Annotated in this window: 20 protein-coding genes; 11 read left to right on the top strand and 9 right to left on the bottom strand. The window is 63.0% G+C overall.

Annotated features, from left to right (window positions below):
• Window positions 1-6 precede the first annotated feature (6 nt).
• The 7 genes from ACE1EY_RS04600 (at window position 7) to ACE1EY_RS04570 (ending at window position 8,799) form a co-directional block, all read left to right on the top strand.
• Entirely contained in the window at window positions 7-1,224 is a 1,218-nt protein-coding gene (locus tag ACE1EY_RS04600) for a CpaF family protein (RefSeq protein WP_291513943.1), read from the top strand.
• Window positions 1,224-2,150, top strand: coding sequence for a type II secretion system F family protein (locus tag ACE1EY_RS04595; protein ID WP_370299587.1), 927 nt, complete (start codon window positions 1,224-1,226; stop codon window positions 2,148-2,150). Before ACE1EY_RS04600 ends, ACE1EY_RS04595 begins: the two co-directional genes overlap by 1 nt.
• Window positions 2,150-3,061 (top strand): type II secretion system F family protein, encoded by a 912-nt coding sequence (locus tag ACE1EY_RS04590; protein ID WP_291513945.1) that lies wholly within the window; start codon window positions 2,150-2,152, stop codon window positions 3,059-3,061. The genes ACE1EY_RS04595 and ACE1EY_RS04590 overlap by 1 nt, the downstream gene beginning before the upstream one ends.
• Window positions 3,058-3,744, top strand: coding sequence for a hypothetical protein (locus ACE1EY_RS04585; RefSeq protein WP_291513946.1), 687 nt, complete (start codon window positions 3,058-3,060; stop codon window positions 3,742-3,744). The genes ACE1EY_RS04590 and ACE1EY_RS04585 overlap by 4 nt, the downstream gene beginning before the upstream one ends.
• A gap of 13 nt (window positions 3,745-3,757) precedes the next feature.
• Window positions 3,758-4,024, top strand: a complete 267-nt coding sequence (locus tag ACE1EY_RS04580) for a DUF3613 domain-containing protein (protein ID WP_370299586.1) — start codon at window positions 3,758-3,760, stop codon at window positions 4,022-4,024.
• Window positions 4,021-5,694, top strand: coding sequence for a hypothetical protein (locus tag ACE1EY_RS04575; protein WP_291513948.1), 1,674 nt, complete (start codon window positions 4,021-4,023; stop codon window positions 5,692-5,694). Before ACE1EY_RS04580 ends, ACE1EY_RS04575 begins: the two co-directional genes overlap by 4 nt.
• 78 nt (window positions 5,695-5,772) lie before the next feature.
• Window positions 5,773-8,799: a diguanylate cyclase domain-containing protein gene (locus ACE1EY_RS04570; RefSeq protein ID WP_370299585.1), complete on the top strand. Its 3,027-nt coding sequence runs from the start codon at window positions 5,773-5,775 to the stop codon at window positions 8,797-8,799.
• Window positions 8,800-8,812: 13 nt separating this feature from the next.
• On the opposite strand, the gene ACE1EY_RS04565 is transcribed toward ACE1EY_RS04570, so the two are convergent.
• The 5 genes from ACE1EY_RS04565 to ACE1EY_RS04545 all read right to left on the bottom strand — a co-directional run bounded on the left by ACE1EY_RS04565 (window position 8,813) and on the right by ACE1EY_RS04545 (window position 14,502).
• A complete protein-coding gene (locus ACE1EY_RS04565; RefSeq protein ID WP_291513950.1) occupies window positions 8,813-9,253 on the bottom strand; it encodes a universal stress protein in 441 nt (146 codons plus the stop codon).
• Between the two features lie 32 nt (window positions 9,254-9,285).
• Window positions 9,286-10,080, bottom strand: coding sequence for a 16S rRNA (adenine(1518)-N(6)/adenine(1519)-N(6))-dimethyltransferase RsmA (gene rsmA / locus ACE1EY_RS04560; RefSeq protein ID WP_370299584.1), 795 nt, complete (start codon window positions 10,078-10,080; stop codon window positions 9,286-9,288).
• Entirely contained in the window at window positions 10,077-11,081 is a 1,005-nt protein-coding gene (gene pdxA, locus ACE1EY_RS04555; protein WP_291513454.1) for a 4-hydroxythreonine-4-phosphate dehydrogenase PdxA, read from the bottom strand. The genes rsmA and pdxA overlap by 4 nt, the downstream gene beginning before the upstream one ends.
• 13 nt (window positions 11,082-11,094) lie before the next feature.
• On the bottom strand, window positions 11,095-12,414 hold the full coding sequence (locus ACE1EY_RS04550) for a peptidylprolyl isomerase (protein ID WP_291513453.1): 1,320 nt from the start codon (window positions 12,412-12,414) through the stop codon (window positions 11,095-11,097).
• 66 nt (window positions 12,415-12,480) lie between these two features.
• On the bottom strand, window positions 12,481-14,502 hold the full coding sequence (locus tag ACE1EY_RS04545) for an LPS assembly protein LptD (protein ID WP_291513452.1): 2,022 nt from the start codon (window positions 14,500-14,502) through the stop codon (window positions 12,481-12,483).
• 174 nt (window positions 14,503-14,676) lie between these two features.
• On the opposite strand from ACE1EY_RS04545, the gene ACE1EY_RS04540 reads away from it, so the two are divergent.
• Window positions 14,677-15,696, top strand: a complete 1,020-nt coding sequence (locus ACE1EY_RS04540) for a phosphotransferase (RefSeq protein WP_291513451.1) — start codon at window positions 14,677-14,679, stop codon at window positions 15,694-15,696.
• A 15-nt stretch (window positions 15,697-15,711) separates the two neighbouring features.
• Entirely contained in the window at window positions 15,712-16,377 is a 666-nt protein-coding gene (gene murU, locus ACE1EY_RS04535; protein ID WP_370299583.1) for an N-acetylmuramate alpha-1-phosphate uridylyltransferase MurU, read from the top strand.
• Window positions 16,378-16,401: 24 nt separating this feature from the next.
• Here murU and ACE1EY_RS04530 read toward each other — a convergent pair whose 3' ends face one another.
• The 3 genes from ACE1EY_RS04530 to rnt form a co-directional block, all read right to left on the bottom strand.
• Window positions 16,402-17,214 (bottom strand): lysophospholipid acyltransferase family protein, encoded by an 813-nt coding sequence (locus tag ACE1EY_RS04530; RefSeq protein ID WP_370299582.1) that lies wholly within the window; start codon window positions 17,212-17,214, stop codon window positions 16,402-16,404.
• Complete coding sequence (locus ACE1EY_RS04525) at window positions 17,171-17,974, bottom strand: GNAT family N-acyltransferase (RefSeq protein ID WP_291513448.1); 804 nt, start codon at window positions 17,972-17,974, stop codon at window positions 17,171-17,173. Before ACE1EY_RS04525 ends, ACE1EY_RS04530 begins: the two co-directional genes overlap by 44 nt.
• A 77-nt stretch (window positions 17,975-18,051) precedes the next feature.
• Window positions 18,052-18,723, bottom strand: a complete 672-nt coding sequence (rnt, locus tag ACE1EY_RS04520; RefSeq protein ID WP_291513447.1) for a ribonuclease T — start codon at window positions 18,721-18,723, stop codon at window positions 18,052-18,054.
• Between the two features lie 90 nt (window positions 18,724-18,813).
• Between rnt and ACE1EY_RS04515 the strand changes: the two genes are divergently transcribed.
• Window positions 18,814-20,031: an argininosuccinate synthase gene (locus ACE1EY_RS04515; protein WP_291513446.1), complete on the top strand. Its 1,218-nt coding sequence runs from the start codon at window positions 18,814-18,816 to the stop codon at window positions 20,029-20,031.
• A gap of 74 nt (window positions 20,032-20,105) precedes the next feature.
• On the opposite strand, the gene ACE1EY_RS04510 is transcribed toward ACE1EY_RS04515, so the two are convergent.
• Window positions 20,106-20,951 (bottom strand): mechanosensitive ion channel domain-containing protein, encoded by an 846-nt coding sequence (locus tag ACE1EY_RS04510; protein WP_291513445.1) that lies wholly within the window; start codon window positions 20,949-20,951, stop codon window positions 20,106-20,108.
• A 305-nt stretch (window positions 20,952-21,256) separates the two neighbouring features.
• Here ACE1EY_RS04510 and ACE1EY_RS04505 point away from each other — a divergent pair, with 305 nt between their 5' ends.
• Window positions 21,257-22,186, top strand: coding sequence for a phospholipase A (locus ACE1EY_RS04505; protein WP_291513444.1), 930 nt, complete (start codon window positions 21,257-21,259; stop codon window positions 22,184-22,186).
• The last annotated feature ends 61 nt before the right edge of the window (window positions 22,187-22,247 follow it).

Below are 22,247 nucleotides of genomic sequence, written 5' to 3'. Positions count from 1 at the left end.
GTGCGAATGGCCGCGCAGGAAGAACAGCGGTTCCGACTCTCGGAGCAGTATCAGTCACTGAAGTCGGCGCTTCATCGGCACCTGATCGATCTGATTGACGAGCGGAATCTGGATATCGACGCGATGTCCTACGCGCAGGTTCGGCAGCTGTGTCTGGAGCAGGTTCGGCGTTACGTCGTCGACCACAAGCTGCCGGTGAACCAGCGTGAGGTGGAGATTCTCTCAACCGATGCGCGCCACGAATTGATCGGCTACGGGCCGATCCAAGACCTGGTTGATGACGACGATATCGACGACATCGTCGTCAACGGTCCGGGCCAGGTTTTCGTCGAGCGCGCCGGTCGGCTGGAAGAAGTCGCGCTGCGGTTCATGGACGATGCCCATGTGGTGCGCGTGATCCAGCGGATTCTTGCTCCGCTCGGTCGCCGCGTCGATGAATCGACACCGATGGTTGATGCGCGGCTGCCTGATGGCTCGCGAGTCAATGCCATCATTCCGCCGATTGCCCTGAACGGCCCTTGCGTGTCCATTCGAAAATTTCGCAAGCGACCGTTGACCAGTGACGAGTTACGCCACAACGGCACATTGAATGCCGAATTGCTCGAGTACTTGCAACTGCGGGTGCGGAACCGCGCCAACTTGCTCGTGGTCGGCGGCACGGGGTCCGGCAAGACCACCTTGCTTAATCTGTTGTCGTCATGGATACCGAATGCCGAGCGAGTCGTGACCATCGAGGACGCGGCGGAGCTGCGTCTTGATCACGCCCATACCGTGCGCTTGGAGTCGCGCCCGCCCAACTTGGAAGGGGAGCGGGCGATTACTACCCGTGATCTCGTGCGCAATGCGTTGCGCATGCGGCCGGACCGCATCATCGTCGGCGAGGTTCGCGGTGACGAGGTGCTGGACATGCTTCAGGCGATGAATACCGGGCATGACGGCTCGATGACGACCCTGCACGCCAATGGCTGCCAGGACGCCATTCACCGCCTCGAGTTGCTGGCCGGGTTCGCGGGATTCACCGGCAGCGAAGTGACCCTGCGGGGGCAGGTTGTCAGCGCCATTGATCTGATGGTTCACGTGTCGCGAATGCCGTCGGGCGAACGCCGCGTGCTGTCTGTCACCGAGATCGAGGGCATGCGTGGCACGGATGTCCAGCTGGCGGATGTCTTCCGTTTCGACCTTGACCGCCAGCAGCACGTTGACGTGCGCAGTCAGGCCCATTGATGGTGGTCGTGATTGGCATCGTCGTCGCCCTAGTCGCAATCGCGGGAGCCCTGTGGTTGCTCGCCTCCGCGCGCCAGCGCGAGGAGCGCGAAGACGTGCTGCTGCGCCTGCGGGCCATCGGTGGCGGGGCGGGCGACGTGCATGTGCGTCGTATCAAGACCTCGGATATCCGCAATCCCCTGGTGCGCGTATTGACCCACCAGTTCTGGCGGGCCGGGTTGCAGGCCGATCCCGGCCGAGTTCGCAATATGCTCTTGATCGCGCTCGGCGTGGCGGCGCTGGCCGCGATCATCGGTGGGTTGCTGGTGGCGGTCTTGCTGGTCGCTGTCGCGTTGCTGGCCCTCTACGCATTTCTGTCGCGGCGATCCGCGGCTCGGCGCGCGGCCATTCTTGAGCAGTTACCTGATTTTCTCGATCAGATACTCCGTGCCCTGTCGGCCGGTAATTCGTTGGAGGAGTCCCTGGCGGAAGCGGCGCGCGAGGCGCGTGAGCCCGTGCGCGATGTCTTCATGACCGTTAGCCGTCAGGTTCGACTGGGCGCGCCGGTCGAAGAAGCATTGGCGCGCCAGGGAGAGATTCACGAGATCAGCGATCTGCATGTGCTGGCGATGGCTGCGAGTGTGAACCGACAGTACGGCGGCAGTCTGCGCCGCATTCTCAAGAGCTTGATCCATGCCATTCGCAGCCGCGATTCGGCGGCCCGGGAGTTGCGGGCGTTGACGGCAGAAACCCGCTTGTCGGCAGCGGCACTCGTGTTCATCACGGTCGGGCTTACGGTTTATGTGCTGACTCAGAATCCGGACTATTACCGCGAGATGTGGGGGCAGATCGGCACCCGCTTGATGTTGTTGGCCTCGGTGTTGCTTCAGGCGGTCGGGATCGTCGTGATCTACTCCATGGTCCGTTCTTCGCAGGACGCCGGCTGATGTTTCCGGTCGTGGTTGCCTTGGCCGTTGCCTTGTTTCTGGTGGGCTGCGCCTTGCTGTTGCTCGGTGCGCTGGCTGGCCGCCGCACACAGCGGTTGGAAGCTCGCGTCACCGGCCTGAAGATGGTCGGTGACGACGTCGAAGGCTACGGAGCCGTTGTGTCACGCATGGCTTTGGCGGGGCGCCGGGTTGAGCAATGGATGGACACCCAGGATGAGACGGCGCGCCTGTTTGTCCAGGCGGGGTGGCGAACGCCGCAGTCCCGCGTCGCGTTCTACGCCACACAGGCAGCGCTGCCGGTGCTGGCGGTGATCGGAGCGTTCGTCCTGTGGCTGGGGGGCGCCGGATGGTCGATCACGCAGTTTGCGATGGCATTGTTTGTTGCCCTGGCCATCGCCCTTCTATTGCCCAAGCAGCTGCTCAAGTCGGTGGCTCAGCGCCGTTGTCGTGCGATTCGTCATGAAGTGCCGATGTTCATCCACCTGCTCATGCTGTTGTTCGAGGCGGGTCTATCAACGCGTCAAGCCTTGCAAAGCCTGATTCGCGAAGCGCGAGGGGTGTTGCCGGTCTTAAACGACGAAATGCAGCTCGTGCTGCGGCAGATCGAAGCCGGAGGGGATACGGCACAGGTGCTCAAGCAGCTGGGTGCTGCCCTGGATGTGGGCGAGCTGGAAACGGTGCTGTCGATTCTGCGACAGGCCGACCGCTACGGCGGGGAGCTGCGCGAGCCACTGGCCGAGGCCCTGACCGTGATGGAAGAGCGGCGTGTCTTCGAGATGCGGGAAGCGGTGAACCGGCTGTCGGGCCGCATGACCGTGGTTATGGTCCTGTGCTTTCTTCCCGCCCTGCTGATCTTTGTCGCGGGTCCGCCGTTCGTGTCGATTTTTCGGGTGCTGGGAGCTACGCAGTGAAAGCCGGCTGTCGCGTTGCTGGGGTTTGCGTGCTGGTCGGCGTTCTTGGTGCTTGCCAGACTCCGCCCAAAACACCGGAGGATGCCGTCCGTGCTGCCAACCAGCAGGACACCGAGGAGGTGCATACAGAGCTCGTTCGGCAGATGATCGCGCAGCGCAAGTTCTACGCGGCCCGCGCCCACCTTGACGCGCTCGCCCTGGAGTACGGCGAAACCCCGGAAATTCTCCTGCTCCAGGCAGACTGCATGCGACATCTCGGCGAGGTCCCGCAGGCTCGCGCTATTTACCAGACGCTACTGGATGGGCCTTACGGTGCTGAGGCCGCGCACGGCATGGGGTTATTACTGGCCGGCGATCACCTCGATATCGCGCTCGGCTACCTGGAACGTGCCGTCAATCTGAGGCCCACACAGGCGACGACACGGAACGACCTGGGATATGCGATGATATTGGCGGGTCAGTATGACAATGCGTTTCGTCAGCTGGCTACGGCGATGGAATTGGCTCCGGCCGATCAACGTGCGCCGCGGAACATGATTCTGCTGCATTACGTGGTCGGCAACCGGGAGCAGGCCGATTCCTTGGCCGACGACAATGGCGTTCCTGAGGCGGAGCGCGCTCGTTTGCAAGAGCAGGCGGCTCGTCTCGTGGCCTCACAACATGGGGGCCTGGGTGGCTCATAAGCAGGAGGGCAGTATGAAAACTGTTCCAATGGTCATGACAGTGGGCGGGCTGCTGCTGGCATCGGCTGCGCTTGCGGCCCCTCCGTCGCCGGGCGATGGCGAAGCCACACGGGCGTGGCTGGAGCTGCAGGCCTCGGGTCGTGCTGCCTCCAAGGCCGAACGGCCGATGGATGGCGATGCGGCCGATCGTGTCTATCAACGCTATCTCGACAGTTTTTCTCACCCGATTCCGGTTCAGTTCCCCCGTGAGCAGTTCGCACCGGAGGGGAGTGGGTCGTGACGCTGTGGCGGCGTCAACGCGGCGCTGCAGCAGTTTTTGCAGCGTTGGCGACCGTGGCTGCGGTCTCGGCGTTCAGCCTCGTGTTTCATGCCGCGCAGCTTTATCTTGCCAAACGTGACCTTCAACGGCTGGCCAACATGGCAGCCATGGATGCCGCGATGATGGTCGGCGGCTGTTTGGACGGGCGTGTGACCGATTACGCGGCCCTAGCCGACGAGCAGGCTCGGTTGTCCTTGCTCCGCAATGGTGACGCCAGCGCCCAGGACTGGCTGGAAGACGGCGAAGTGGTGATTGGGGAGTTGCGACGTGAGGGCGGACTTCGATCGGTATCGACGCCGCGACAGCTTGGCAATTCGCCTGCCGTCCGGGTCACGTTGAGTCGGCCACAACCCAATTTTCTGACTCAGGCCTTCGGTGCGAAGAGCAGCGCACGGCTGGTCGCCAGCGCCAGTGCCATCGCAGGGCCCGAAGTGGCTCCATTCGTTGGGAGCTACATCGCCAACTTCGACACGGGCGAGACATCGACGATCGGTCATTCGATTTATTCGACCATGCTTGGCGGTGGGTCTCGGCTTGAGCTGAGTGTCGCCGGGTACCAGGGGCTGTTCGACACCCAGGTCCAACTCGGCGCGCTGATGGACGCCGGGGCGGGATTGCTGGACGGCGAAAACATCCTGACGTCGAACGTCGAGTTGCCACTGGGTGATTTCATCGTTCTGCTGTACGAATCAGCGCTTGGTGACCTGCCACCCTACGTCGACGAAACGCTTCGGGTTCTGTCGGTGAGCCTCGATCCGGGCCTCACTATCGTGCCCAGCGAGATCTTCGATATCGTCGGTGACCCGAACCTGATTGACGATCAGTTGTTCGTCAACCTTGGCAATTTGGTGGAAACGGCGGGGCTTGTGGTGAACGCCGTCGTGCCCATCGATCTGGCGCCGATCCTGGATCTTCCGGGCGTGGCGACCGTTATACCGACGGTTACCGTGATTGACCCGGGTTCTGTGGCCATCGGGGGTGAGGCGTTTTCCGAAGAGGGTGAACCGCTGACGCGGGCTCATACCGCACAGATAACCGTCGATGCGCGGCTATCCCTGCTTGGCGCTACCCCGGCGACGGCATTGCTCCACGTCGACGTGCACGCGGCACTGGCGGAGGCCTCGGCAGCCGTGACCGATATCCGCTGCGCGTCGACGGCGACGCCGTACCACGAGATCGACGTAGAAACGGTGTCGTCGCTTGCCGCGCTCGAAATTCGGCAGCTGACGCTTAATTTGCCACGGCTGCTGGGCGGTGCTCGAAACCTTGGCGGCGGCGTGGTTCAGGTCGCTTCCCAAAGCCGTACCCCGCTGACCTTTGGCGGGGCGGGTGTGGAGTTTCCCCAGACATTATCGGCACCGGCGGTCAGCGATGATCTGGCGCCGGCCTTGGTCGACGCGGTGCGTGGCATCTTGCTTCAAGCCGATCTGCCGTTGGTGCCTGCGCCGCTGGATTCTGCGCTGGATGACTTCCTCGCCACACTGTTGCGGGACCTCAGCGAACCCGCAGTAGCCAACGCTCTTTCCGACGCATTCAGCGGGCTGGGTATCAAGGTTGCCGGAGCCGATGTGACGATCGAGTCGGTTTCCGTCAAGCGCCCGACGCTGTTAACCCATCAACGCGGCGCTTGACGTCGAGCACGTTGAGCAACGACCCACGGGGGCAACGGGGGTGAACAACGAAGGTCGGGGGAGCGTGTCTGTCGCGTGATGCCTTGGTTTCGTACCACGGCCATCGTCATGGCATTGGCGTTGTTTGCCGCCGTAACGCTCATGCTGGGTCAGCTTCGGCAGCTTCATCTCCAGCGTGAGATGGTCGCCGCTGCCAGCATTGAACTGGCAGCCTCTCGATTTAGTGAAGCGTTGGCCAGCGGGGAGTTTGCGAAGATCTCCGCAAGCACGGCGGCCCTGGTCTCGGGGCAGGGCAGCCCAATTCTTCGTGCACAAGTCATTGATATTCGCGGTCGCGAGTTAGCCGTTGCCAGTCGGGCGACGCTTCCCTTGCCGTCATGGTTGCCGGCTCGTTGGGGGGCGGCGGCCCAAGGTCAGGTCATTGACTGGTTCGGTGCTGAGCGCCGGGTGCGCCTGGTCAGTAACGGAACCGGCCTCGGCTATCTGACGGTTGCAAGCCCGGACACGGTCTGGTGGCCGCCAGGCGATGGGGCGCAGCGACCTGCCTACATTCGCGCGCTGGTGGCGCTGGTGGTCTCCTGCGCTGCCATGCTCTGGTTGCTGCTGGCGGCTGCAGCCCCTCCGATACGCGGACGGCGCCCGGTTTCAGGCGCGCCCCGCCCCGTTCGAACGCCCGAGCAGGCCACCTTAGACGGTGCCCAACGTCGCATGGGGCGCTGGTTTGAATTGATGGGTTATGCGGTCGTGGTCACGGACCCCAAGTTTCGCGTCCGCTGGATGAACGCACAGGCGAGTCGCCTGACGGGTTGGTCTCACGATGACGCGTTGCAGCAGTTGGTGTACTCCGTGTTCTGCGTCGATACGGACAACAGCGAATTCGAGATGACGCCAGCCGAGCAGGCGTTGCGGGAGCAACATGATATTGCGCCGCAGTCGATGGGCATTATCGACCGTCAGGGGTTTTCGCATACGGTGTCGGCGGGTGCCGCGCGATTGACCCGAGGCAATTCGGTCATCGGGAGCTTGCTGTTCTTCAAGGACACGGCCCGCCTGGCTGCTACGCACAGCACACTGGAACACGAGCTGAAGCAGTCGCGAGCCATTCTCGCCCGATTGGCAGACGGCGTGATTACGCTGAGCGGCGCGGGTTCCGTCGTGTATGCCAACGCGCACGCTGCGCGTCTGTTTGGCTACACCGAGGCCGAAATGCCCGGGGTTTCGCTGAGCAAGCTGCTCCCTGTCCCGTTTCTCAACGCACCCGACACGCGCCTGGACGATTACGTCGGCGGTGACGACGGCCAGCGGCCCAAGGTGGTCGGTTGGCGCAAGGACGCCACGACGTTTCCTGTGCACCTGATCGTGAACCGTCTGCCGGCTGACGGCGAGGCGCGGTACCTGCTGACGCTGCGAGATCGTAGCCATGAAGCCTCCGAGGTGAACCTGTCGCAACGGCTGGGACGCCTGTTCGATAGCGCAGGCGAAGAGGTGTATCTGTTTGACGCGCAGACGCTGTACTTCCTGGACGCCAACCGAGGCGCGCTGGATATGCTCGGTTACGATCGCGAGCGGCTGTTGCGGATGACCCCCCTCGATCTGGCGCCAGAACTGGAGGAGGCCGAGTTTCATGACCGTCTGGCCCAGCTTCGCGCAGGGGGGCTGGAGTCCGTGACCTACCAGACCGATCATCGCCGTGCGGACGGCGGCAGTTACCCGGTGGAGATCACGCTGTCATATTCACAGCGTGAGCAGCCGCCGGTGTTCCTCGCCATTGCGGAAGAAATCACCGCGCGGCGAGAGGCGGAAGCCCGCCTGGAATTCATCGCGCACCATGATGTGCTCACCGAGTTACCCAATCGGCTGCTATTCATGGACCGCCTGGAGCAGGGGATGCACCGCAGCGACCGGACGGGTCGTTTGCTGGCGTTGGTGTTCGTCGATCTGGACTTGTTCAAGCGCGTCAATGACACGCTGGGACATGAGGTCGGTGACGGTCTGCTCAAAGCGGTGGGCCAGCGCTTGCTCGAAGGTGTGAGGATGACCGACACCGTCGCTCGCCTCGCAGGCGACGAGTTCACCCTGCTGCTCAATGGCGTGGTCGATCGCGCAGATGTAGAGCGCATCGCGAGCAAGCTGCTGCAGCTATTCGAGGCGCCGTTCCAGATCGACCAGCACGAGATCACCATCGGCATTAGCATGGGCATCTCCATCTACCCGATGGATCATGTCGATGCGCAATCGCTGCTGCGTCATGCTGACGAGGCCATGTATGCCGTCAAGCGTGCCGGGCGGGGTAATTACCGGATCTACGACGCCGAGATCACGCCGGATGCCCAACGCACGCTGCATATCGATCAGGTGTTGCGCAACGCCATCGCGCTCGACGAACTTCAGATCGTCGCCCGGCCCGTCGTGCATACGGAGTCGCGCCGTCTGGGTGCTGTTCACGTGCGGGTGGAATGGTCGCCGCCTGACATTGGACCGGTCGATCAAACGGCACTCTACGAAGCGGCACAGCGGACCGGGGTATTGGAGCAACTCGAGCTTCGTGTGCTCCGGGGCGCTTGTGAACTCTATCAGTCGCTGCCCGATACGGAGCGCCAGGGCGAATGGCCGTTTCTGGTCGCGTTGTCGACCTGGCAGCTTCGGCGGCGCGACTTCGCAATCAAGGTTGCCGACCTGCTGACCCGTTACGACATGCCGGGTCATCGGCTGGTGCTCGGGCTGGAAGAGGGCGGCTTGCTGGATGTATTGGAAGGCGCGACGGCCGGTTTCACGGTGCTGCGCGACAACGGTGTTGAGTTCGACATTCTTGAATTCGGGGCCGGCTACCAGCGCCTGGGGCGGATGGCGCAGTGTCCGATTCGTTTTGCCACCATCCCGGCGGCGGTTGTCCGCACCTTGGGGCAGGCGGATTCGCAGGCGACGCTTAAGACCCTGGTGGCCACTGCGAACGGTTTAGGGGCTCAGGTCATCGCGGCTGGAGTCGGCCAGTCGCAATCGATGGATAGCCTCGCCAGGGCAGGCGTTGACTACGTGGCCGGTCCTGCGGTCGCAAGGCCGGTGGGCGTGGAGGCCTTTGCCGAGATGGTGCGCTCCACGCGTTGATGGGGCCGCGCGATTAGTCCGTCGGCAAATGGACGGCGAGAATGTCGCAGGTGGCCGAGTGCAGAACCCGGTCCTCGGTGCGGCTGAACAAGACGCCGAGACCGTGTCGCTCATGGTTGCCGATCACGATCAGGTCAGCGCCCTGCTCGCGCGCGGTTTCGACGATTTCGTCCTGGGTCGCGCCCACCCGTACGATCTGTTGGTGGGTCTCCACGCCGAGTTCATTGCAGAGTTCGGCAATGCGGGTCTCCGCCTGTTTCGCGAGTTCGTCCGTGACTTCCATCGGCGTTGGGGACAGCGTATCGCCCACTGGATCGAGCGGCAGATACTCCACAACATGCAGCACGCTGAGTTTGGCGTTGTGCATGGATGCGGCGAATGCGGCCCGGTGGAGCACGATATGACTGTGTTGACGCAGATCGACCGGAGCAAGAATGTGTTGGTATGCGCTCATGGGGTCTTCGTTCGTCAAGAGGACGGCAGACGTTATCGTGTTTGATTCTGGGCTGCCACTACACCGGCCAGCTGAGCGAACTGCGCTGGCGTGACCTGTTCAGGGCGAATTCCCGGGTCCACGTCGCAGGCCCCAATCTGCTCACGGGTCAGAACCGGCTTCAAGCCGTTGGCCAAAGTCTTGCGGCGGGCGGAGAAGGCCAGGCGCACGACCTGATCGAAGGCATCTCCCGGGGGAACGACAAAGTCAGGCGTACGGGGAATGAGCCGAACGACGGCGGAATCGACCTTCGGTGGCGGAGAAAACGCCCCGGGTGCCACGCGCAGGACCGACTGCGCCTGCGCCTTTGCCGCGGCCATGACGCTGAGCCGGCCGTAGTCGGACGAACCCGGCGAAGCAATCAGGCGGTCCACGACCTCTTTCTGCAGCATGAAGTGCATGTCGCGCACCTCCGGCAGATCGAGCAGGCGGAAGATCAATGGTGTCGAGATGTTGTAGGGCAGGTTGCCAACCAGTCGCAATGGTCGTGGTTGGATGGCATCCAGCGGCGCCTTGAGCACATCGGATTCGATGAGCGTGAATCGTTCATCGCCTGCATAAGTGTCTCGCAGGCGTTGCGCCAGATCCCGATCAATCTCGACGGCCGTGAGCAAGATGCCGGTTCGTAACAGCGGGTCGGTGAGCGCGCCCAGGCCCGGTCCGATTTCCACGACATGCTCGCCGGGCAGCGGTCGAATCGCGTCGATGATGCGCCCGATCATCGTTTTATCATGCAGAAAATGCTGACCGAAGCGTTTCCGGGCGCGGTGTTGGGTGGGGTGGTTCATGGCGCGCTCATAGCGCTGCCCGTCGGGGCAAGTTGTGCGGCCAGACGCATGGCGACCGACAGGCTGTGCGGATCGGCGGCACCGGTCCCGGCCTTGTCCAGAGCGGTGCCGTGGTCCACGGACGTTCGGACGATCGGAAGCCCCAAGGTCACATTCACCACGTCGCCGAAGTCCAGTGCCTTGACCACCGGCAAGCCCTGATCGTGATACATCGCGACGAACGCGTCGGTTTGTTCGCGCAGGCTGGCATTGAACAAGGTGTCGGCCGGATAGGGTCCTGTCACGTTCAGACCATCACGTTGGCAGGCCTCGATGGCCGGTTGGATTTCAGTCATGTCTTCGGTGCCCAGGTGACCGGCTTCGCCGGCGTGCGGATTGAGCCCCGCGACCCGAATGCGGGGTGCCGAAATGCGAAAGCGCGATCGCAGATCGCGATCCACGGTTCGTATCACTGCCTCAACCGTTGCTCGCGTGACCGCTTTGGGGACCGCGCTCAGCGGCAGGTGTGTGGTGGCCAGCGCAACGCGTAGTGTCGGCCCGGCCAGCATCATGACGGGAAGGTCATCGCCCAGTTGGCGTGCCACGGCTTCGGTGTGGCCGCTGAACGGAATGCCGGCTTCGTTAATGATGCTTTTCTGAATCGGACCGGTCACCAGGGCGCTGCATTGTCCGGCCGCAACCCAGTCCACGGCGAGCCTCAAGGCCGCGAGCACGTGCGCGGCCGTGGCTGTCTGCGGCTGCCCCGCGATGACAACGGCGCCGGCCTCGTGCGGGACGAATGGCAGAACGCCCTGCCGGGGCGGCGGCGCGTCCAGCGGGGAGCCTATCGCGTCACAATGAACCGCGAGATCCAGTTGATTGGCTCGCTGCGTCAGCACGGCCGGATCGGCAACCACAAACCAGCGGCAGCCAGGGTCAAAACCGGCTGCGGCCAACTGCAGCACAATGTCGGGACCGATGCCCGCCGGTTCCCCCGGGGTGATGACCAGCGGGCGGCTCATCCGGGCTCGCGGATCAGGATTCAGTCGCGGTACTGGCGTCGTTTTGGGTGATCGTAGGCTCGGCACGCAGTTCGACATAGGCCTCGGCACGCTGGCGACGCAGCCAGTCTTCGTACTCCTCGCCGACCTTGCGCTGGCGGATGGCCTGGCGCGCCTGGTTGCGTGCGATGTCTTCAGCGCTGTCACGTTGACGACGGTCGATCAACTGAACGATATGCCAACCGAACTGGGTTTCGAAAGGCTCGCTGATCTCATCGTTGTCCAGCGAATCCAGCCGCTCTTCAAATGCCGGCACGAATCCGCCCGGTGGCTGCCACCCCAGGTCGCCGCCCTGGTTGGCCGAGCCGCTGTCATCCGAGTACTCGCGGGCGACTTCCGCGAAGTCACGGCCGCCCTTAAGCTCCTCCAGCAGCTCGGCGGCCTGCTCGCGCGTGGCTGTCTCGTCACGGATGGCGTTGGGTTGGAGCAGAATGTGACGCGCGCGGGTTTCGGTAATCATTTGCGCGGCTTGGCCTCCGCGCTGATCGGCAAGCCGGATCAGGTTAAAGCCGCTGCCGGTTTCGATCACCTGGCTGACGGCGCCGACGCTCATGTCGTCCACCTCGTCGGCGAACACCGTCGGCAACGCGCCCGCGGTTCGCCAGCCCAGATCGCCGCCGTCGAGTGCGGTCGTGGCATCGGAACGCCCGATGGCCATCTGCGAGAAGCTTGCGCCATCTTCGACCGCCTGCCGAATCTGTTCGGCTTCGGCGCGGGCAGCGTCCTTCACGTCGTCAGTGCTGCCATCCGGAACGGAGACAAGGATGTGCTCGAGGCGATATTCGGTGGCCTGGTCGTTCTTGCGTGTTTTGGCCAGAAACGCATCGATCTCGCGGTCCGTGACATTGACGCGGGCATCGACTTCCCGCTGCCGCAGACTGGTGGCCAGCAATTCGTTGCGAACCTGCTCACGCACGAGCAGGAAGTCCACGCCTTCGGCCCGCAGGGCCCGCGCGAAGTCACGCAAGTCCATCCCGTTCTGCTGAGCGATTTGGAGCAGAGCCTTGTTCAGGTCGTCGTCGGTGACGCGGATGCCCCGCTGCTCGGCCCGTTGGGCTTGCAGTGTCTGCATGATCAATCGTTCGCGCATCTGCTCACGCAGCTCGGTTTCGGTCGGTGGCGTGTTACCCGATGCGCGAATCTGACGCTCGATCGATTCCACCGCCTGTTCCAGCTCGCTGTTGAGGATCACGTCCTCGTTTACCACGGCGACGACGTAGTCGACCAATTGGGCGGCTTGGGCGGAGGAGGTGAGCGCGATGGTGGTGACCACGGCGCGTAGCAGGTGTTTCATGGTGTTCGGCTCTAGACGCGTGGGCGCATTATAGGGGTTGACCTCGTCGGGCGTGACGCGGTTCGGTCAGTCAGGAAGGAATTCCCGGATTCCGGCTCCGATTTGCGACAGGCCGGTCAGTTCGAGTTGTAGATAAAGGCTGGTATTGAACTCGCCGCGCGTGTTGGCGATGTAGCGCCGCCAAGCAACCCGGCCGGTCCAGCAGCAGGCCTTGTATTCCGCGCCTAACAAGGCTTCGCGCGTGCTGGCATCGTCCAGGGCGTAGTTCCACCGGCCGACAACCGACCAGCTCTGGGTTAGAGGAAGCTGCACCACCAGATCGGTTTGCTCCAGCAGATCACGCCGGAATCGATAGCCCAGGTCGAATCGATAACCGGGCCGTGGTCTGAACTTCACCGAGGTATTCGCTCGGTTGAGCTGCGTCCGGGCGGGGTCCCACTGCGCACCTACGCCGAGGCGTAGCCAGTCGAATGGTAGCCAGCGCATTGTGCCGACGATGTCGGAATTATCGCGCCCGCTGGTGTTGGGCTCGTCTGGCAGCGTCACCTCGGAGGGCTGCAAGCGATAAATCTGGCCCAGCGCGGCCTCGAAGCGAGTTTTTCCGGTGCCCAATTCCAAAATACGGGTGGTGAATGCCGCGGTGATCTGGTTTGCGTCCGCCACCCGGTCGACACCGGAGAACCGGTTGCGCGAAAACAGCTGTACGAAACTGAAGTCGGGGTCATCGGTTTCGAACAGCGGAATGGCGTCCTGGTCCCGGTAGGGTGTGTACAGGTAGTAGACGCGCGGTTCGAGCGTCTGCACCAGACCCGGGCTGACAATCCTGTCAAAGCGCAATCCGGCATCCAGGCTCGCCGAGGGGAGTTGTCGTGTAATCGTCGTCGGCCGGCCGTCGTTGCGGTCGCGAAGATCGTAGGCGGTGTAGCGGTAGTCCACCTGACTGGCGACGAACCAGCCCACCGCGTCATGGCGCAGACGCACAAACGGGTTGAGGTCCAGCCGGGTGCCTTCCACGGCATTGTCGCGCTCGAAGTTCACATACTCGCTGGACAGGCCTACGCGCATCCGGTTCCAGTCGTTGGGCGACAAGGCGTTGAGTTGCAGCCGGGGCAGGCGGCGGTAGGGTTCATCCGCCGGTGCAACCGTGCGATCGATGGTCTGATAGTCCTCCACCGTCAGCGATGTCGAGAACCACGCAGGTGCCTGATAGGCGATGCGCGCCTCGCGCTCCAGATGCGAGATGGCCGCCAGATCGAGTGTCGTCCCCAGGTCTTCGAAATAGCCACGGTCGCTGACTTCGGTGAAATCCGCAGCGATCTCCCAGCGGTCGGACAATACGCCCTGATGTTCGAACCCGAACAGGGTGCGCCGGATCTGCAGGGTTTCGTCGTTGGGCAGATACTCGTAGCGTAGTTCGCCGCGACCTTGGTCTAGCAGGTAGCGGCCCTCGGCCTGGAGCTGGGCGCCGCGTCGCGCCATGTAGCGCGGCGTGATCAGCGCGTCGTACCAAGACGCCAGATTCCAATAGAACGGTGTCGAGACGTCGAAGCCGGTTTCGGCCGAGTCGCCGATGCTGGGCATCAGGAAACCCGTGCGCCGACGGTCGTCGATGGGAAAGTAGAAATACGGCGCATAGAGGACTGGCACGCCGAGGAAGTTCAGCCGGGCATGGGTTGCGGTCCCCAGGCCCTCTTGCGGGTCCAAGGTGATCTGCGAAGCTTTGAGCTTCCAGCCACGGTTGGGGCGTGAGCAGGTTGTGTACTGCACGCGGTCCATGGACACGCTGAGGTCATCGTTCAGATCAATGCGGTCCGCCTGGCCGCGCGCGCCCCGCGCGTACAGCGTGAAATCGGCGTTCTCGAACAGCGCGGTGGAGGTATTCAGATCAACGGAGGCGCGTTCGGCGCCGATGGCATACTCCGAGTTGGCGAATTCGGCGCCGCCATCGGTGCGTGCCTCGCCGGTTGCGCGATCGTATTCGACCATCGGAGCCCGAATGCGCTTGTCTTGATAGTGGAGCGTGACATCGCCTTCCAGCCGGGTCTTGCCGTCCGTTGTCGCATCGACATGGTCAGCGCTGAGTTGCACCGTTGGCTCGGTTCGCGCCTCGGGGGCCGAATCGGCAAAAATGGGGCAGCCGTCGGTCGCAGCACTAGCGCTTCCGGCAATTGCGAGCCAACTGGCAACAAAGAAAGTGGAGCGGGCCAATGAGACGGGACAAGCGCCGGAACAACGGGTCGCACAGTATACGGAGTGCATGGAGTGAGTGACGACAGCCAGGACCCGCGCCGGACCGATCTGGAAGCCTGGGTCAGGCGGATCCGGCCGAATCGAGCGTGGAGGTTCGCTCCGGCGTCGGCGGATGCGAGCTTCCGCCGCTATTTTCGCGCGCGTAGCGATCAGCAGCGGTACATCGTCATGGATGCGCCGCCCGAGCATGAGCCGTTGGATGCGTTCATGCAGGTGGCGGGCTGGCTTGCCGATTGGGGGGTGTTAGCGCCTCGCGTGCATGCCGACGAACCCGATGCCGGATTTCTGCTGCTCGACGATCTCGGCGACACGGTGTTGCTGGATCGCGTCGACGCACCCGAGGCCATTCCATTGCTGGAGCAGGCCATCGACGCGTTGGTGGACCTGCAGGTCAAGGCGCAGGCGTCCCCCCGGCTACAGAAATTGCCGGCTTACGACACGGATGTTCTGCTGCGTGAAATGCGCCTGTTCCCGGAGTGGTTTCTCCAGCGGCACCACGGCCTGGACCCGAGCGCCAAGCGTCGGGCCGCGCTCGATCAGCTCATGGCGCTAGTTGCGGCCGAGGTCACGGCCCAGCCCAGCGGCTTCGTGCATCGTGATTATCACTCACGCAACCTGATGGTGGCGGATGGCCGTCTGGTGGGCATGCTCGATTTTCAGGATGCCATGCACGGCCCGCTTTGCTACGACATCGTTTCGCTGCTGCGTGATTGCTACGTCGTCTGGCCTGAACATGTGCAGCGCCAGGGCTTGGAGCGCTGGAGCGCTGGCCTGACGGACGCCGGTGTCTGGTCAGCCGACCCACGAACGGTGACGCGCTGGTTCGACTTCACCGGCGTGCAGCGTCACCTGAAGGTGCTGGGCATCTTCTGCCGGCTGCACCATCGCGATGGAAAGTCGAACTACCTGAATGACCTGCCGCGCGTGCAGCAACATCTGCTGGATGTCTGTGCGCGGTATCCGGAACTGGCGCCGCTCGGTGACATGCTCAGCGATTTCGATGTGCCGACCCCGGTCGGCGGCGCGCTTTAGCCTGGGCGGATTCTGATGCGTCACGCGATGATACTGGCGGCGGGTCGCGGATCGCGTCTGCGACCCTGGACCGATACCACACCGAAACCGCTGATCGAGGTGTGCGGTCGGCCGCTGATCGATTGGCGTCTGAGCGCGCTGGCACAGGCGGGCATCGGCGATGTCGTGATCAATGTTGCCTGGCTGGCGGACCAGATCCGCAGCTACGTGGCGGACGGCGCCCGCTGGGGCTTGCGCGTGCGCTATTCCGACGAGGGCGAGGCAGCGCTGGAAACTGGAGGTGGCATCGCCAATGCGTTGCCCTTGCTGCCGGCTGACGAGCCGGTATTGGTCTGCAATGCAGACGTTTGGAGCGATTTCCCCCTTGCTCGGTTGGCGACCCTGGACTGGCCGGCGGGGCGCCTGGCCCATCTGGTTCTGGTGCCGCCATTGCCCGGCATGCGCGCGGATTTCGACCTCGTGGACGGACAGGTCGTGGATGCCGCTGTACCGCCATGGACCTTCAGCGGAATCAGCCTGATTCACCCCGCGCTGGTCGCTGGCCGGCAAGCGCGGGCCTTTGCGTTGGCACCTTGCCTACGCCGGGCGATGGCGCAGAGCGCCGTGAGCGGCGAGGTTTACGACGGGGTATGGAGCGATATCGGCACGCCAGAACGGCTGGCCGAGGTCAATCACCGCTGACGCTGCGAGCCCGCTGTTAGATCGTCAGATCGGCAATCGATGGCGTGGCAACGCCGGTTCGCGTTCCGGAAGCAGTTCGGGGGGCGACTTCGCCAACTGCGTGTCGATGGCATGCTGCGCTTGGCGCGCCAGCGTCGTTCGGTCGCTGCCCTCGCTGCTCAGGCTATCCAGGAACCAGACATCCACGACAATGCGTGGCCGCTGCAGCATGCGCAGCAGGTGCGGCACGAACATGTCGTCGCCCACATAGGGCGTGATGGTCGCCGTTTCCGGGTCTGGCCCATATCGCAGGAGCACGGGGACCACCGAACGGCCTGATTCAACCGCCGCGGCGAATAGCCGAGGCTGAAAGCGCCGGGTGGTGGCTCCCAATGTCGTCGTGCCTTCGGGAAACACCGTGATGGTCTGGCCGTTGTCGAGATGGCCGGTGAGTCGGGTGATCAGGCGGCGTGTCCCGTTGGCGCCGCCCCCGCGACGATGAAACTCGGTGCCAGAGGCTCTTGCGAGACGTCCGATCACGGGCCAAGCCGCGACCTCAGACTTGGAGACAAAGCGTGTGGTCACCAGCGCGCCGAGTACTGGAATATCCAGCCAGGACACATGGTTGCTGACCAGCATCACCGCCGACTTCGGCCGGGCGCCATGCACGTGGATCTTGACCCGCAGGCAGCGGCACAACTGGCGGTGCCACCACTGCACGATGCGTCCGCGCGGCGGCCCCAATGCAGCCAGTACATCGATGAGCAGGCTGATCAGCAGTCCGAGCAGCAGGTGTGCTGCGACAAGCAGGCTCCTAAGCGTGAGCCGGATGATGGCCTGCGCTCCGTGCCGGGGCATTGTCAGCGGGCATGAACCGGCGGACGTAACGCGGCGCCATTTCATGAATATCGAGCAACATGAACACGTCGCAGCAATTGAAGGATTCGTCCCAGTACGGCGCGCCGCAGGCCTTGGCGCCGAGGCTGACATAGGCCTTGAGCAGCGGGGGCATGCGCATCGCGACTTCCGCCGGAGGCCGTTGCAGCCTGTACGGACGCTTGGGTGTCACGTGAATCGCTTCCGGTGCCATGTAGCGGCGTTCGATCTTGTCCAGGATCGCGCTGGCCTGCTCGCCACCATCGTCGAGGCCGACGCTGGCGCAGCCGAACAGGTAGCGGTAATTGTGCTGGGCCACGAACGCGGTGAGTCCTTGCCACAGCTTTGAGATGATGGCGCCGGTGCGGAATTCGGCATCGACACAGGTCCGGCCCACCTCGACCTTGCGATCTGGCAGCGCCGCGATGCGATCCAGCTCGAACTCGCCCGACGAATAAAACCCGCCGGCTTGTGCGGCTGCCTCGCAGGTCAGCAGACGGGTGCAGGCGATGATGCGATTGCTATGCCTGTCGCGAACGATCAGGTGGTGGCAGAACGCATCGAAGTGGTCGACATCGCGCTTGTCCTCGCCGCCGTCGATCTGGGCGCCCATCTCCTCGGCGAAGATTTTGTAGCGCAACTGCTGGCAGGCTTTCACGTCCGCGTCACTGACGGCGAACTCGTGAACAAACCTGGACGTCAGGTCGGGTTGTTGACGTGTGTCTCGCGATGTAACAGCCATGCTTCACCTGCCGGCAGTTCGAATGGTCGAAGTCTAGGACCGGTCTATTGTCGCGACATTAACGCATCGTGAAGCTTCTATGACAGCGCGGGGGGTACTGCGTTGACCGCAGCGCTGGCGGCCACGGACTCGAATATGGGCTGAAACTGATTGACGATCTGGCAGAACAGATCAGCCGTCTGTTCGGTGTCATAACGTGCTGAATGCGCCGCGGCATCGTCGTAACTGAGGCCGGCGGCCAACAGCGCGCGCTTGAGTACGGTCTGTCCGTAGGCCACGCCGCCCAGGGTCGCGGTATCGAATGCCGAAAAGGGATGGAACGGATTGCGCTTGATGCCGGTTCGCGCCACTGCGGCGTTCAGGAAGCCGAGATCAAAGTGCGCGTTGTGCCCGACCAGCACGGCCTTGGTGCAGCCGGTGGCGCGGATCTCAGCCCGTATCTCCTTGAACAGCCGTGACAACGCGTCCTGCTCGGTAACCGCCGGACGTAGCGGGTGGAATGGGTCAATTTTGTTGACCTCAAGCGAGGCCGCCTCCAGGTTGGAGCCTTCGAAGGGTTTGACGTGATACGCCGCCGTTTCGTGCCGATAAAGACGCCCGGTCTCGTCCATTCTCACCAGCACCACCGCGATTTCCAGCAAGGCGTCGGTTGCCGCGTTGAAACCACCGGTTTCCACGTCCACGACGACAGGCAGAAATCCACGAAAGCGTTTGGCGATGGCCGGGTTGGCCGCCGGGTTTTCGGACACGTTGGGACCGGGGTGTAGCGGAGGAATCGGCAGTCTATCAGGCTATACTCTCGCGCCTTTCGCCTGACCCGCAGCAAACGAGCACGGACCATGAGTCAACCCAGCAAGATCGTTCTCGCCTACTCCGGAGGCCTGGATACCTCAGTCATTCTCAAGTGGCTGCAGGATCGCTATCAGTGCCCGGTCGTCACCTTCACTGCCGATCTGGGGCAGGGCGAAGAGGTCGAATCGGTCCGGCCCAAGGCTGAAGCCCTCGGCGTGGAGGAAATCTTCATCGAGGACCTGCGCGAGACCTTCGTCCGCGACTATGTATTCCCGATGTTTCGCGCCAACGCGATCTACGAGGGGGAATACCTGCTCGGGACCTCGATCGCGCGTCCGCTGATTGCCCGCCGCCTGGTGGAGATCGCCGAGCAGACGGGCGGCGATGCCATTGCCCATGGCGCGACTGGAAAGGGTAACGATCAGGTTCGCTTCGAATTGGGCGCCTACGCTCTCAAGCCGGATATCCAGGTGATCGCACCTTGGCGGTTCTGGGATCTGAATGCACGCGAGAAGCTGATCGCCTATGCAGAGGCCAACAACATCCCGATCACGCGGAAAAAGGATGGCGGCTCGCCGTATTCCATGGACGCCAATGCCCTGCACATTTCCTACGAAGGCGGCGAGCTGGAAGACCCCTGGGTATCGCCCGATCCCGCCATGTGGCTATGGACTAAGGATCCGCGCGAGGCCGTGGACACGCCGCTGGAACTGACGCTGACATTCGCTCATGGTGATGTCGTCGCCATTGATGGTGAGGCGATGACGCCCTACCAGGTGCTCGCCAAGCTCAATGCTGTCGGTGGCGAGCATGGTGTCGGGCGTATCGACATCGTCGAGAACCGCTATGTCGGCATCAAGTCGCGCGGCTGTTACGAAACGCCCGGCGGCACCATCCTGCTCAAGGCGCATCGGGCGATCGAATCGATCACCCTGGATCGCGAGGTCGCCCACCTGAAAGACGAGTTGATGCCACGCTACGCCAAGTTGATCTACAACGGCTACTGGTTCGCGCCCGAGCGCAAGCTGTTGCAGAAGGTCATCGACGACAGCCAACGCCCGGTCAATGGTGATGTCCGGTTGCGGCTCTACAAGGGCAATGTCGAAGTGTTGGGTCGTCGTTCGGAGTTCGACAGTCTGTTCGACCCGCGCATCGCAACGTTTGAAGACGATGCCGGCGCCTACTCCCAGGCCGACGCGGCCGGGTTTATCAAGCTCAACGCGCTGCGTCTGCGCCTTGGTGCCCACCTGACCGGGCGTGATTGAAGAACCACTGCTCTGCTCACGCCACCATATGAAAACACCCCGTTAGACGGGGTGTTTTCGTTGGCGCCTAGCGACTACTTTTCCTCGGTCGCCGACGCTTCACCGCGCAGATAAACCGTACGCTGCGGGAACGGAATCTCGATATCGTTCTCGTCGAATGTCAGCTTGATCCGCTCGATCAGGTCGCAGCGGGTTCCCCACCAATCGGCGGATGCCGCCCAGCCGCGCACGGCAAAGTCGACGGAGCTGTCGCCGAGGTTGCTCACGACCACGCTGGGGGCGGGATCATCCAGGATGCGTGGCTCCTCTTTGAGCATGTCCACCAGCAAATCCTTGGCCTTTTTCAGATCCGAGCCATACCCGATGCCGATGGCGAGGTCGACACGCCGCGTCGGCAAGGCGCTGTAGTTGGTGATCTTGTTGCCCCAGACGCTGGCATTCGGCAGCCACACGAGCTGGTTGTCGAAGGTCTTGAGGATGGTGGAGGTGATCTTGATCTCCTCGACGATCCCGAGCTGGCCGCCGATGTCCACGACGTTGCCCTTGGCGAACGGCCGGAACAGAATCAACATCGCGCCGGCGGCGAAGGACGAGAGCTGGTTCTGCAAGGCCAGACCAATCGCCAGTGCAGCGCCACCGAGCAGTGCGGCGGCGGAGGTTGTGTCCACGCCCAGCTGACCCAGCGCGGAGATGATGATGATCGCCAGCAGCAGCCCGTAGGCGACATTGCTGAGAAACGTGATCAGGGTTTCGTCCAGTTTGGCGCGGTGCATCGCCTTTTTCGCCAGCTTGATAATCAGCTGCGCTACCCAGCGGCCGATGAAGAAGATGGCGATGGCGGACACCAGGCCCTTGGCAATCGGTATGCCCAGGAGCAGCAGCGCCTGTGGGTCGTTCAACATCTCCTTGGTAAATTCCATGCGTGGCTTGTCCTTGTCGTTAAGATGATCGGAAGTTTAGGCACAGGCTGATCGTGTCGCGCAATGGCGCACAACCGCGAGGCCACACACGATGCCGGATTTACCAGCGGGCTGGCGGCGACGCGCTGGCGCCGACGTGAGCTGGCTTTGCCTTTCCAACCACATTCAACCAGCCGGGTTCTTGGAGTGCCATGATGCGTGCGGCGATAGGAGGGCTTGCGTTGGCAAGCCTGGGTTTTGTGTCAGCAGCAGGGGCGCAAGCGGGGAGCGCGAACACGATCGATGCTGGAGATATCGAGGCATGCATGCGTGACCTCGTGGCGACGGCTCCACCGGATGTTGAGGTGCAGACGCTGCGTCTGGCCTGCGAAGACCAGCTCCGCAACGGCCTCTCCGCCCAGCAAGTTAACCAGGCTCAAGGCAGCTCGGGCGGGACGGCTCTGGAACGCCGGTTGCGCTTCGAGCAGGTGACCGAGCTGAATCCCTTCGTGCTCACGCCCTATCGGCCGAACTATGTGCTGCCGCTGGCGTACCAGGACAGCCCCAATGTCGCGAGCACGAACGGCAACGGTCTCTCGGAACGATTGGAAGTGAAGTTTCAGCTCAGCTTCCGCATTCCGATCCTGCGGGATGTACTGGGCAGCGGCGGCGATCTGTCGATCGCCTACACGGCGCGGTCGTTTTGGCAGGCCTACGATGCTTCGCAGTCGCGACCCTTTCGTGAAACCAATCACGAGCCCGAGGCGTTTCTGAGCTTTGACGTCGATTGGCCGGTACTGGGCACGCGGCTGGACCGGATCACAGTCGGCATCAATCACCAGTCCAACGGACGGGATCTCCCGGAATCCAGAAGCTGGAACCGGGTTTACTCAACCTTTATCTGGGAAGTGGAAGACCTGATGGTCGCGTTTCAGCCATGGATTCGCATCCCGGATCGGGAGAAGAAAGCGCCGGACGACCCCCGCGGCGATGACAATCCGAATATCGAACGCTACGCCGGTCAATTCGAGATGGTGGTGGCCTGGCGCAACGACAATGACACCTACTCGGCTGTGTGGCGCAACAATGCCCGTGCCGACAACCGCGGCAGTCTGGAGCTGGGCTGGAGTTTTCCCTGGACCGGCCGGGCACGTGGGTACGTGCAGTTCTTCACCGGCTACGCCGAAAGCCTGATCGACTATCAGGACCATCACAACCGGATCAGCATCGGCATCCTGATGACCGATTGGTTGTGAACCCAGCGGGTCGGTTAGGGTCAGTGGTACGGGGGCGGGAGTGATGCTGCAGGATGCGGCA

Source organism: Abyssibacter sp. (assembly GCF_964229365.1).
Classification (GTDB): Bacteria; Pseudomonadota; Gammaproteobacteria; order Nevskiales; family OUC007; genus Abyssibacter.
The sequence above is the reverse complement of the archived record's forward strand: the minus strand, read 5'-3'. Positions and strand labels throughout refer to the sequence as shown.